The 12,652-nt window shown below is 67.3% G+C and carries 9 protein-coding genes; 5 read left to right on the top strand and 4 right to left on the bottom strand.

The window, feature by feature from the left end; genetic code table 11:
* Positions 1-19 precede the first annotated feature (19 nt).
* Entirely contained in the window at positions 20-259 is a 240-nt protein-coding gene (locus AB0H61_RS16180; RefSeq protein ID WP_357304490.1) for a hypothetical protein, read from the bottom strand.
* A gap of 86 nt (positions 260-345) precedes the next feature.
* Between AB0H61_RS16180 and AB0H61_RS16175 the strand changes: the two genes are divergently transcribed.
* Together AB0H61_RS16175 and ilvA are read left to right on the top strand one after the other, a co-directional pair.
* Positions 346-780: a nitroreductase family deazaflavin-dependent oxidoreductase gene (locus AB0H61_RS16175; RefSeq protein ID WP_357304489.1), complete on the top strand. Its 435-nt coding sequence runs from the start codon at positions 346-348 to the stop codon at positions 778-780.
* Between the two features lie 75 nt (positions 781-855).
* Positions 856-2,211, top strand: coding sequence for a threonine ammonia-lyase IlvA (gene ilvA, locus AB0H61_RS16170; RefSeq protein ID WP_357304487.1), 1,356 nt, complete (start codon positions 856-858; stop codon positions 2,209-2,211).
* Between the two features lie 18 nt (positions 2,212-2,229).
* Here the strand turns inward: ilvA and AB0H61_RS16165 are convergent, their stop codons facing one another.
* Positions 2,230-3,483, bottom strand: a complete 1,254-nt coding sequence (locus AB0H61_RS16165; RefSeq protein ID WP_357304484.1) for a serine hydrolase domain-containing protein — start codon at positions 3,481-3,483, stop codon at positions 2,230-2,232.
* A 191-nt stretch (positions 3,484-3,674) separates the two neighbouring features.
* Entirely contained in the window at positions 3,675-5,411 is a 1,737-nt protein-coding gene (gene treZ, locus AB0H61_RS16160; RefSeq protein WP_357304481.1) for a malto-oligosyltrehalose trehalohydrolase, read from the bottom strand.
* Between the two features lie 223 nt (positions 5,412-5,634).
* On the opposite strand from treZ, the gene AB0H61_RS16155 reads away from it, so the two are divergent.
* Positions 5,635-6,252: a class I SAM-dependent methyltransferase gene (locus AB0H61_RS16155; protein WP_357304478.1), complete on the top strand. Its 618-nt coding sequence runs from the start codon at positions 5,635-5,637 to the stop codon at positions 6,250-6,252.
* A gap of 388 nt (positions 6,253-6,640) precedes the next feature.
* On the opposite strand, the gene dnaE is transcribed toward AB0H61_RS16155, so the two are convergent.
* Positions 6,641-10,189, bottom strand: coding sequence for a DNA polymerase III subunit alpha (gene dnaE / locus AB0H61_RS16150; protein WP_357304475.1), 3,549 nt, complete (start codon positions 10,187-10,189; stop codon positions 6,641-6,643).
* A gap of 300 nt (positions 10,190-10,489) precedes the next feature.
* On the opposite strand from dnaE, the gene AB0H61_RS16145 reads away from it, so the two are divergent.
* Together AB0H61_RS16145 and AB0H61_RS16140 are read left to right on the top strand one after the other, a co-directional pair.
* Entirely contained in the window at positions 10,490-11,701 is a 1,212-nt protein-coding gene (locus AB0H61_RS16145) for a histidine kinase (protein WP_357304557.1), read from the top strand.
* 91 nt (positions 11,702-11,792) lie between these two features.
* Positions 11,793-12,617 (top strand): LytTR family DNA-binding domain-containing protein, encoded by an 825-nt coding sequence (locus AB0H61_RS16140; RefSeq protein WP_357304472.1) that lies wholly within the window; start codon positions 11,793-11,795, stop codon positions 12,615-12,617.
* The last annotated feature ends 35 nt before the right edge of the window (positions 12,618-12,652 follow it).

Here is a 12,652-nt window from a genome sequence, read left to right as displayed (position 1 = left end):
CGACGTGCGGGAGGGGTGATCAGTGCGCCGACAGCGCTCGATCGGTACGGCGATCCGCTCCGATACGGCGACTCGTCGCGTAACCGAGCAGCCAGCGGGCCGCGGCGACGCCCGCGCCCGCGAGCACGCCGATCTGCGGCGAACCGGTGATCAACGCCAGAAGAAGGCAGGTCACCAGGCCCGCGGCGAGTGCCTCGAGTTTGAACACCGGCCACGCGGAACCCGCGATCTGCACCGATGAGGGGTGAACCGTTGCCATGCGGTCAGGATATACGGACCTCGAAGTTCGGTCCACCAAACATTTGCCAGGGGAACATTGGCATACCCCGGCGCGTTGCCCGGAATATGCCATTGACGGGAGACTACGCACCCAGCACCTCAGGCTGGGCTCGCAAGCAGGCCGAGACCTACGAGGACTCCGGCGGCACCAAGGGCACGTCGATGATGGGCAAGCCGGTCATCCTCCTGACCACCCGTGGCGCCAAGACCGGCAACCTGCGCAAAACCCCGCTGATGCGGGTCGAACACGACGGCGAATACGCCATAGTCGCCTCACTGGGCGGGGATCCGAAGAATCCGGTCTGGTACTACAACGTCAAAGCCGATCCGCACGTCGAATTGCGCGACGGAACCGCGGCCAAGGACTACACCGCCCGCGAGGTCTTCGGTAGGGAGAAAGCGCTGTGGTGGCAGCGGGCCGTCGAGGCCTGGCCCGACTACGCGAAGTATCAGACCAAAACCACCCGCCAGATCCCGGTCTTCGTCCTCACCCCGCGCTGATCCGCAACCTCGCGGCAAGCTATTCTCCCCCACCCGCCGCATCCTGCCGACGCGGCGGGTGGCAGCATATTTCGGGTGTTCAATCCGCTTGATGTTCTCGACGAACTGTCCGCTTCTCGTCCCGCGCTGAGCGCGGACGAGATCGACGCCGCCGCCAAGCGAATTGCCGACATTATCGAGCCGACCCCGCTGCAGTTCAGCCCGCGCCTGTCGGCGCTGTCCGGCGCGCAGGTCTACCTCAAGCGCGAAGACCTCACCGCGGTGCGCTCCTACAAGCTGCGCGGCGCCTACAACCTGATCGTGCAGCTGACCCCCGAGGAACGGTCCGCGGGTGTGGTCGCGGCCAGTGCGGGCAATCACGCACAAGGTGTCGCCTACGCCTGTCATGCCATGGGCATCAAGGGCCGCATCTACGTCCCGACCACTACGCCCAAGCAGAAGCGGGACCGGATCCGGGTGCACGGCGGCGAGTTCGTCGAGCTGATCGCGGTCGGCGAAACGTACGACGCCGCGGCCGCGGCCGCCGCCGCCGATGTCGAGCGCACCGGCGCCACCATGGTGCCGCCGTTCGATGACCCGCGCACCGCCGCGGGCCAGGGCACCATCGCCGCCGAAATCCTGGAACAGCTCGGCACCGCCCCCGATCTGGTGGTGGTCCCGGTGGGCGGCGGCGGCTGCCTGGCCGGTATCGGCACCTACCTGCGCGAGCGCGCGCCGCAGGCGGGCATCCTCGGCGTGGAGCCGAGCGGCGCGGCCTCGATGACCGCGGCGCTGGTCGCGGGCGGACCGGTAACGCTGCCCACCATCGATCCCTTCGTCGACGGCGCCGCGGTGCGCCGGATCGGCGCGCTCCCCTACGCCGCGGCCGCAGGTTTCGGTAGCCGCGTGGTCTCGCACGGTTCGCTCCCCTTACTGACCGCCACCGAATCCCCCCAGGGTGCGGGTGCTTTCCGGATGATGCACGTCGACGAGGGCGCGATCTGCACCACCATGCTGGAGCTGTACCAGAACGAGGGCATCATCGCCGAACCCGCGGGTGCGCTCTCGGTCACCGGACTCAGCGAGATCGAGGTGGAGCCGGGTTCGACGGTGGTCTGCCTGGTCTCCGGCGGCAATAACGATGTCTCCCGCTACGGCGAAATCATCGAACGCTCGCTGGTGCACCGCGGCCTGAAGCATTACTTCCTGGTGGACTTCCCGCAGGAGCCGGGTGCGCTGCGCCGTTTCCTGAACGAAGTGCTCGGACCGGACGACGACATCACCATGTTCGAATACGTCAAGCGCAACAACCGGGAAACCGGCGCCGCGCTGGTCGGCATCGAACTGGGCGCGCAGGACGGCCTCGCGCCGCTGTTGGAGCGGATGCGCGACTCCCCGATCCAGTGCGAGCGGCTGGAGCCGGGTTCCTCGGCCTACCGCTACCTGACCTGAGCCGAAGGCGGCCGCCGCTCAGGCGGCCGCCTCTCGGGTATCCCCGAGCGCGGTCCGCTTGGTGCCGCGCAGGCAGTTCAGTACCAGCGGCAGCAGCCACATCGCCGACATCTGATCCAGGCTCATATGCGGCACCGCCAGCCGGTTGTGTACGAAGCCGACCGAGAGCCCCAGCCGCGGTTCGGCCCAGCCGAAAGAGCCGCCGAGTCCGATGTGGCCGAGACCGCCATGGGCGCCCGGCATGGGCAGCGAGTGGTAGCCGAGATGCCACAGCATCGGCATATAGAACAGCGCGTGGTCGAGCTGGTAGCTGCGGATCCGGCGCATTTCGGCGATGGTTCGCGCGGAGAGGTACCGGCGGCCGTCGACCATGCCGTCATTGGCCAGCGCGCCGTACATGGTGGCCAGCCCGGTAGCGGTGCAAACGCCGTTGCCCGCGCCGAGTTCGGTGTTCAGGATCGGCGGGGTGTCGCCCTCCAAGAGCGCCTCCATGCCGGGCAGGAACAGGGCGCGGAGCGCGGCGCCCGGCGCGCCGGGGAAACCGAAGGAGCGACCGATGATCCGGGCGCCGAGCGGTCGTCCGAGTATCCGCAGCTGGTCGCCCGCGAGCGGGGCGTATCCGGTCGGCGCACCGGACGGCGGGGCGCCGAGGTGGATGCCGTCGATGCCGAGCGGTTCGGCGACCTCGCTGCGGAACAGCTGGGCCATACCCCGCCCGGTGATCGCGCGGGCCAGTCCGGCCAGCAGCCAGCCGAAGGTGAGCGCGTGATAGGTGGGAACGCCGAGTAGATGATCCGGTTTCGCGGCGGCAAGCCGTTGCTCCATCAGTTCGTGGTCGAGCACCTCGGTGATGTCGCCCGCGAGCGGGTTGAGCGCGGAGAGCCCGGCACGGTGTGTGAGCACCTGCGCCACGGTGATCTCGGCCTTGCCGTTCGCGCCGAACTCGGGCCAGTACTCGGCGACCGGGGCAGCGTAGTCGAGCAACCCTCGATCGGCGAGACGGTGGATGACGGTGGCGGTGACACCCTTGGTGGCGGAAAAGATGATCGACCCGGTATCACCGGTCCAGTGCGCTGATCCCGTATGTCTGCCGGTCCAGATGTCGACCAGTGGTTCGCCGTGCAGATGGACCGCCAGTGCACCGCCTGCCCCCCGGCGACGGCCGAAGGCTCTCGCGAATGCCCGCACCAGCGGAGCGAATTCGGCGGCGGCGCTGCCGCCCACCCCGTCGGGGAGGTCGACGAGATCCCCGGATGAAGCCACGTTGCCCATTCCTCAAAGGTAATGGCGTATTCAACTGGCGGCATCCCCGTCTCGGACAGTTGAGGCCACACCGTTATACGGCATCGCGACCGGTCTGTTCGCGGATACAAACACAATTGGAGAACATTTGTGCCCGCGAACGAGGGCAACCGCGAGAATCCCGTTCGGCGCGGCACGTTTGCGCATCGCGCGGATAACGCTCAGTGCCGATCGGCATCCAGGAGGGTAAACGAATGACCGGGAATTGTTATCTGCCCCGGCGTCTGGCCCGCCTCCGGCTCCTGCCAGGACAGCAGGCCGGTGCCCGTGTACGGCGCGGCGACGGGGTCGGCGGATAGATTGCACACCAGTCGCAGTGGACCCCTCCGCACCGCGATCCACCGTTGCCGCTCGTCGTACTCGACCCCGACATGGGTCAGCCACGGATCGGTGATCTCGGCCCTGGTCCGGCGCAACGCAATCAACGCGCGATAGCAGGCCGACAACCGAGCGTGCCGGTCACGCTCCGGTTCGGACCAGTCCAGCTTCGAACGCAGGAAGGTCAGCGGGTCCTGTGGATCGGGCACCTCGTCGGTGGACCAGCCGTGTTCGGCGAATTCGGCCTTGCGACCCGCCGCGGTCGCCGCGCCGACCACCGGGTCGGTATGCGAAGTGAAGTAGAGGAAAGGAGTGCGGGCGCCCCACTCCTCACCCATGAACAACATCGGCGTGTAGGCCGAGAACAGCACCAGCGCGGCCTTGACGGCGAGCTGTCCGTCGGTGAGATAGGCGCTCGGCCGATCCCCGATGGCGCGATTGCCGATCTGATCGTGGGTGCAGGTGTAGGCCAGCAGAGCGCTGGCCGGGATCAGGCTCCGGTCGATCGGGCGGCCATGGGTGCGGCGGCGGAAGCTGGAAAACGTTCCGGCATGGAAGTATCCGTGGGTCAGCGTCTGCGCCAGGCAGGCCAGCGAGCCGAAATCGGCGTAGTAGCCCTGTCGTTCACCGGATACCGCCGTATGCACGGCGTGATGCAGGTCGTCGTTCCACTGCCCGGTCAGCCCGTAACCGCCCGCGGCGCGCGGGGTGATCAGCCGGGGGTCGTTGAGATCGCTCTCCGCGATCAGGGTGAGCGGCCTGCGCACATGCGCGGCGAGAGCGTCTGTCTCGGTGGCCAACTCGGTGAGCAGGTGGGTGGCGGTGCGGTCGACCAACGCGTGCACCGCGTCCAGGCGGAGCGCGTCGATATGGAAGTCGCGCATCCAGCGCAGGGCGTTGTCGATGATGAAGCGGCGCACCGGATCCGCGTCCGGCCCACCGAGATTCAGGCTCTGACCCCAGGTATTGCGGCCGTCGGTGAGATACGGGCCGAACCGAGGCAGATAGTTGCCCGAGGGGCCGAGATGGTTGTAGACCACATCGAGCGCGACCGCCAATCCTCGTGCGTGACAGGCATTCACGAAGCGCTGTAGCCCATCCGGGCCACCGTATTGTTCGTGCACCGCGTACCAGAGCACACCGTCGTAGCCCCAATTGTGGGTTCCGTCGAAGGCGTTCACCGGCATCACCTCGACCACCGTCACCCCGAGTTCGACCAGGTGATCCAACCGTTCGATCGCGGCGTCGAAGGTGCCCTCCGGCGTGAAGGCGCCGATGTGCAGTTCGTAGTAGACCGACCCGGCGAGCGGGCGCCCGGTCCAGTCGCCGTCGGTCCACCCGGCGGGATCGAGCGTGTGTACGGCCGAGGGGGCATGCACCCCGTCGGGTTGCCGTGCCGAGCGCGGATCCGGCAGCACCGCCGGATCGTCGTCGAGCAGGAATCCGTATCGGGCGCCGGGTGCGGCGGGCACCGTCGTGCGCCACCAGCCGTCCGTCGAACGCGTCATCGGGTGCGCCGTACCCTCCAGATGCAGCCGCACCAGCTCCGGCCTCGGCGCCCACACCTCGAACACAGTCACCGCGCCAGCATCCCACGGGCAGTTACCCGGATCCCGCCGACGGTCGCGACCAGGCCCGGTGTCTGTCCGGCCGATGCCCGCCCGGTCCGATCGAGATCCGACCACCCGCCCACCGGGAAATTCGAAGGCAGCGTTGCGACCGACATCGCCCGGGCGGGCTTTGCGGGAATCGCGTCCATCGTCGACCGGTGCATTGCCGGGAGATCGCTGTCACAGTGGAGGGGTGGGATTCTATGGAGATCGGATCGTGCCTCGGCTCGTCGACGTCGTGTGCGGGATGCGGACGAACAATCCGCAGCGCGAGCGAGCCTGTGCCGGATTGCACGGGCGGGTGGTGGAGGTCGGGTTCGGCTCGGGATTGAATGTGCCGTTCTATCCGCAGGCCGTGCGGTCGATCAGCGCGGTGGAACCGGCGGATCTGGGATGGAAAATGGCGGGCAAACGGCTGGCGAAGGCAACGGTGCCGGTGGAGCGGGCGGGGCTGGACGGACAGTCGCTGCCCTTCCCGGACGACAGCTTCGATTCGGCGCTGTCGACGTGGACCATGTGCACCATCCCGGATATCGCGACCGCGCTCGCCGAGGTCCGGCGGGTGCTCGTCCCCGGCGGCACGCTGCATTTCGTCGAGCACGGACTCGCGCCCGACCGCGGCGTGCAGGTATGGCAGCACCGGCTCAACCCGATCGAGAAGGCCGTCGCAGGCGGCTGCCACCTGGACCGCGATATTCGCGGCCTACTGGAGAACGCGGGTTTCGAGATCCGCGATATCGACGTGTTCTATGCCGACGGTGTGCCGAAGGTGTTCGGCGCCCTCTCCCTCGGGGTCGCGGTCTCGGCGTAACGCACCGGGCATCTCCGCCGGAGTATCGGACCGATTAATTCAAACACTTCACAGAGGGCCCACACGCCTCACAGAGCGCGCACCCTCGTGAGGCGCATGAACGGTCTGTGACCCCTGGAACGGCGGCGGACGGCCACCTTTGGTCGGCTGGATCGGCGCGGCCCTCGGCCTGGTCATGCTGGCCACGGTGGCGTGGGCACACCTGCTGGAGGGTGAACCCGTTGCGCCCGCCACGGCACCTTCACTCGCCGAGATCCGCGGCCGAACGGCGGGCCATCCGCGCATCCGGCCGGGATGTCCCCATCGCGGGATATCCCGGCCGAACATGCAGCGCGCCAAGCGAAACCGAACTCCGGGTGGCAGTCCTCCCGGTCTGCCGAACCGGACGTCAGACCCCGAGGCAGCCCGGTCCGAGCAGCGCCTTCAAGTCACCCATCAGTGCCGAGGACGGTGAAACCCGCAGGCTGTCATCGAGTTTCAGCAGCGTCGTCTTCTCGCGGGCGCCGACGTGACGCAGGTGCACGTCGGAGGTGCCGGGGTGGCGGGACAGGACGCGCTTGAGTTCGCCGATCTTGTCGGGGGTGCACATGCGGGTGGTGACGGTGACCGCGAGCGGTTTGGCGACACCGATCGTGGACAGGTCCGGGACCACGAGATCGTTGGCGATCAACGAGATCCGGTCGTCGCGCACCGAGACCCTGGCCTTCACCAGCACCACCGCGTCCTCGATCACATCCATGCCATAGACCGAGTACGACTGCGGGAAGAACAGCACCTCGACACCACCGGTCAGATCCTCCAGCTGCGCGGAGGCCCAGGCCAGACCGTTCTTGTTGATGCGACGGTTCACCGAGGCGAGGATGCCGCCGATGGTGACCTGCGCGCCGTCCTTGACATCACCCTCCAGGATCGCCGGAATCGGCGTATCCACCTGCGCGGCAAGGACATGTTCGACACCGTTGAGCGGATGGCCGGATACGTAGAGGCCCAGCATCTCGCGCTCGAGCGCCAGCTTGTGCTTGGTCTCCCATTCGTCGTCGGGTACCGCGACATTGAATACCGAGGCCACCGACTCATCGGCATCCACGCCACCGAACAGGTCGAACTGCCCGATCGCCTCGGCCTTCTTGGTGGTCATCACCGCGTCGATGGCGTCGGAATGAATCAGCAGCAGACCCTTGCGGGGATGCCCGAGCGAGTCGAAAGCGCCTGCCTTGATGAGGGATTCGGTGACCTTCTTGGTGCAGGCGATGGCGTCGATCTTATTGAGGTAGTCGGAGAAGTCGGTGAACTTCGACTTCTCCTTGCGCGCCTCGATGATCGAGGAGACCACGTTGGCGCCGACATTGCGCACCGCGCCGAGGCCGAAGCGGATGTCCTTACCCACCGAGGCGAAGTTCTGCTCGGACTCGTTGACATCCGGCGGCAGCACCGTGATGCCGAGTTTTCGGCAGTCCGAGAGGTAGACCGCGGCCTTGTCCTTATCGTCACCGACGGAGGTGAGCAGGCCCGCCATGTACTCGGCCGGATAGTTGGCCTTGAGGTAGGCGGTCCAGAAGGAGACCAGGCCGTAGCCGGCCGCATGCGATTTGTTGAACGCGTATCCGGCGAACGGAAGGATGGTGTCCCACAGCGCCTTGATCGCGGGTTTGGAGAAACCGTTGTCCTGCATACCCTTCTCGAAGCCCTCGAACTCGGCTTCCAGGACTTCCGCCTTCTTCTTACCCATGGCGCGGCGCAGAATGTCCGCTCGACCGAGCGAATACCCGGCCACCTTCTGCGCGATCTGCATGATCTGCTCCTGGTACACGATCAACCCGTAGGTGTCGGCCAGGATCTCCCTGAGCGGTTCTTCCAGCTCCGGATGGATCGGTTTGACTTCTTGCCGGTTGTTCTTGCGGTCGGCGTAGTCGTTGTGCGCGTTCATGCCCATCGGGCCGGGGCGGTACAGCGCGAGCACCGCGACGATATCCTCGAAGCCGGTCGGCTGCATGCGCCGCAGCAGGTCGCGCATGGCGGAACCGTCGAGCTGGAAGACGCCGAGAGTGTCACCGCGCGACAGCAATTCGTAGGTGCCGGGATCGTCCAGCGGCAAGTGATCCATATCCAGATCGATGCCGCGGTTGGCCTTGATGTTATCCAGCGCGTCACCGATGACGGTGAGGTTGCGCAGACCGAGGAAGTCCATCTTCAACAGGCCGATGGCCTCGCACGACGGGTAGTCCCAGCCGGTGATGATGGCACCGTCCTGGGCCCGCTTCCAGACCGGGATCGCGTCGGTCAGCGGCTCGGAGGACATGATGACCGCACAGGCGTGCACGCCCGCGTTGCGGATCAGGCCCTCCAGTCCGCGGGCGGTCTCGTAGATCTTCGCGATATCCGGATTGGTGTTGATGAGCTCGCGGACCTCGGCGGCTTCCTTGTACCGCTCGTGATCCGGGTCGGTGATGCCGGAGACCGAGATGTCCTTGGCCATGATCGGCGGCGGCAGCGCCTTGGTGATCTGGTCGGCGATGGCGAAGCCGGGCTGGCCGAACAGGACTCGCGCGGAGTCCTTGATCGCGGCCTTGGTCTTGATGGTGCCGAAGGTGATGACCTGGGCGACCCGGTCGCTGCCCCACTTATCGGTGGCGTAGCGGACCATTTCACCGCGGCGGCGATCGTCGAAGTCGATATCGATATCGGGCATCGAGACGCGCTCGGGGTTGAGGAAGCGCTCGAAGAGCAGGCCGTGCGGGATCGGGTCGATATTGGTGATGCCCATGGCGTAGGCGACCAGCGAGCCCGCCGCCGAACCACGACCGGGGCCGACCCGGATGCCCACCTCGAGCGCGTGGCTGATCAGGTCGCCGACCACGAGGAAGTAGGCGGGAAAGCCCATCTCACAGATGACGCCGAGTTCGTACTCCGCGCGGCTCAGGTACTCCGGCGGAACGCCGTTCGGGAAGCGCCGGTCCAGGCCGCGCATGACCTCCTTGTGCAGCCAGCTGGCCTGGGTCTCACCCTCGGGCACCGGGAAGATCGGCATCCGGTCCCGGTGCTCCCACACGTCGGCGTAGGACTGCACCCGCTCGCCGATGAGGACCGTGTTGTCGCACGCGCCGGGCACCTCGGCGTCCCAGATCGCGCGCATCTCCTCGGCGGACTTCAGGTAGTAGCCGTCACCGTCGAATTTGAATCTGGTCGGGTCGCTGAGCGTCTTGCCGGTTTGGATACACAGCAGTGCTTCGTGGTTGGTCGACTGGTCCTTGGTGACGTAATGGCAGTCGTTGGTGGCGATCGGCGGGATGCCGAGCTGTTTGCTGACGTCCAGCAGGCCCTCGCGGACCCGGCGTTCGATGGACAGGCCGTGGTCCATCACCTCGAGGAAGAAGTTCTCGGGGCCGAAGATCTCCTGCCACTTCGCGGCGGCTTCCAGCGCCTCGCGGTCGTGGCCGAGGCGCAGCCGGGTCTGCACTTCGCCGGAGGGGCAGCCGGTGGTGGCGATGATGCCCTCGGCGTATTGGGCGATGATCTCCTCGTCCATGCGCGCCCACTTGCCGAGCTGGCCCTCGATGGAGGCCAGACTCGACAGCTTGAACAGATTGCGCAGACCGGTCGCATTCTCCGCGACCATGGTCATATGCGTGTAGGCGCCGGAGCCGGAGACGTCGTCGCCCTTCTGGCTGGGGTCACCCCACTGCACGCGCTTGGTGTCGAATCGGGAGCCCGGCGCGATGTAGGCCTCGATGCCGATGATCGGCTTGATGCCCGCCTTCTTCGCCGAGTTGTAGAACTCCGCCGCGCCGTACATATTGCCGTGGTCGGTCATCCCGACCGCATCCATTCCCAGCCGTTTCGCCTCGGCGAACAGGGGCGAAATCTTAGCCGCACCGTCGAGCATGGAGTACTCGGTGTGGTTGTGCAGGTGAACGAACGATCCGGACGAGGCGGCCAAGACGGTCCTTCCTCCCAAGGTCTCGACGGGGGTTGGCCCTGCGATTCTAGGCACGTCGGTACGACAAGTTTCGGGAGGCTCGCACGCCGTGACGGGACGTCCCAGGAGGGCTCGGCGTGTCGGTGGTGAAGATCACCGGCGCGTCGGATGACTCGTCGCGCGTCCGTCCGATTTCCGCGAATACGACGCGTTTTCAGGGACCGCCAGACCCTACGCGATGGGCACCCGTGATCGAATGGCGGTCCCGGTCCACCACTGAAACCCGGTCAATTCCGAAGGGATCCAGATGCCGCTGCGTCGCTGCCCGAGACCGCGATGACATCGACGGTGGTCGCCATCATCGTCGGGGCGGCGTTGATTGCGGGCGCGCTGGTGCTGTGGCCGCGGACTCGGCGGGTGGTGACCACACCCGCCGAGCGGGCCGTGCACACGGCATTGCATACGGCATCGCTGGCGGCGGTACCGTTGCGCGGCGGCCTGACCGATCGGTCCGCGCAGGAGGCGGCGCCGCATCTGCGGGCGCTCACCGGGGCGGCGGCGCTGGGGGTCGCCGACCCCGACGGCACCCTCCTCGCCTGGGACGGACCGCACAGTGAGCTCGTCGAACGGTTCATCGACGCCGCCGAGCGCGCCATCGCCACCGAGCGACCGGTACTGGTCTCGGTGCCCGGCCGGGCCGAGCAGTCCGCCCGCACGCTGATCGCCCAGCCGCTGCTGATCGAGAACGCGGGGGTGGCGGGGGCGCTCGGCGTGGTGAGCTCCGGACAACCCGGGCCGGGCAGACTCGGCGCGGTGGCGGAGGTCGCCCGATACGTCTGCGGACAGCTGGAACTGGCGGAGCTGGACGCATCACGGGCGCGTTTGGATCGCGCCGAGGTCCGCGCGCTGCGGGCGCAGATCAGTCCGCACTTCATCTACAACGCGCTCAATACCATCGCCTCGTTCGTGCGCACCGATCCGGATCGGGCCCGCGAACTGATCCTGGAGTTCGCCGACTTCACCCGCTACTCCTTCCGTACCGCGGGCGAATTCACCGTGCTGTCCGACGAATTGCGCAATATCGAGCGCTATCTCGCGTTGGAGCGGGCCCGGTTCGGCGACGCGCTCGAGGTACGGCTCCAGATCGCCCCCGAGGTGCTCGGCGTGGTCCTGCCGTTCCTCGCCCTCCAACCGCTGGTCGAGAACGCCGTCCGGCACGGACTCGCGGGCACCAAACGAGGCACCATCGGCATCGTCGCCGAGGACGCCGGCACCGACTGCGTGATCAGTGTCGAGGACGACGGCGTCGGGATCGACCCGGAGCTGCTCCGCTCCGGAGCCCTCGACGCCATCGAAACCGGTTCCGGCCCAGCTCGTTCCGGGGAGGCGGCGCACATCGGTCTGGCCAATGTCGACGACCGCCTGCGCGCCGCCTTCGGCAACGACTACGGGCTGGTGGTGGAGACCGCCCCCGGCGCGGGCACCAAGGTCAGCCTGCGCGTCCCCAAATTCCGGGCCGGTATCCAGGCCTGATGCCGGGAGCGCACTCGGCTGACCGGTGCGTGGTCATCGCGTCGGTTCGTCGCCTTCCGGACGCCCGTGACGGGTATTCCTCCGGGGCCGGATGCGTGGCACTTACGATGGAGCGGTTGTGACACGGACCACCGAAAGGCCCGCGGGCGCGTTACGCGTGCTGGCGGTCGATGATGAGAAGCCGGCTCTGGACGAGCTGGTGTACCTCCTGCGCGCACAGCGGGAGGTGGGCGAGATCCACGGCGCGGGCGATGCGACCGAGGCGCTGCGGCTGATGCGGGCGCACCCGGTGGACGCGGTATTCCTCGATATCAATATGCCCGGACTGGACGGGATGGAGCTGGCAGGGATCCTGTCGGAGTTCGCGAATCCGCCCGCGGTGGTGTTCGTGACCGCGCACGACGATCGTGCGGTGGCGGCCTTCGACCTAGGTGCGGTGGACTATCTGCTGAAGCCCTTGCGGGAAGCACGGCTGGCCGAGGCGGTGCGCCGGATCGTCGGGGCCCACACCGCGCCCGCGCCCGCACCGCAGCAGCCACGCGCCGATCCCAATGAGGTGATTCCGGTGGAACTGGCCGGGGTCACCACGCTGGTGCACCGGTCCAGCGTGAGCTGGGTGGAGGCGGACGGCGACTATGCCAGGCTGCACACCAGCGCCGGTTCGCATCTGGTCCGGATTCCGCTGTCCGCGCTCGAATCGCGCTGGGAGAATGCGGGTTTCCTGCGGGTGCATCGGTCCTATCTGGTCGCATTGCGGCTGGTTACCGGGCTGCGCACGGTCGGTACCGGCACGGTGGTGTGCCTGCGCGCGGACGAGAATGCCGCGGCCGTCGAGCTACCGGTGAGCCGCCGTCAGGTTCGCGAGCTGAAACAGCGGCTGGTGCACGGCCCGCGCCACACCTGGACGAATCCGTGAATCAGACTCCACCGGACCGGCGATGAACGGCACGC

The sequence above is a fragment of the Nocardia sp. NPDC050710 genome (assembly GCF_040654375.1).
In the GTDB taxonomy this organism is placed as follows: domain Bacteria; phylum Actinomycetota; class Actinomycetes; order Mycobacteriales; family Mycobacteriaceae; genus Nocardia.
Note: the sequence above shows the minus strand (reverse complement) of the source record. Positions and strands in the feature narration are given on the sequence as shown.

Coding starts and splice junctions, on each gene's coding strand:
- AB0H61_RS16180 (WP_357304490.1), bottom strand. CDS start 259: ATGGCAACGGTTCACCCCTCATCGGTGCAGATCGCGGGTTCCGCGTGG.
- AB0H61_RS16175 (WP_357304489.1), top strand. CDS start 346: ATGCCATTGACGGGAGACTACGCACCCAGCACCTCAGGCTGGGCTCGC.
- AB0H61_RS16165 (WP_357304484.1), bottom strand. CDS start 3,483: ATGGGCAACGTGGCTTCATCCGGGGATCTCGTCGACCTCCCCGACGGG.
- AB0H61_RS16140 (WP_357304472.1), top strand. CDS start 11,793: ATGCGTGGCACTTACGATGGAGCGGTTGTGACACGGACCACCGAAAGG.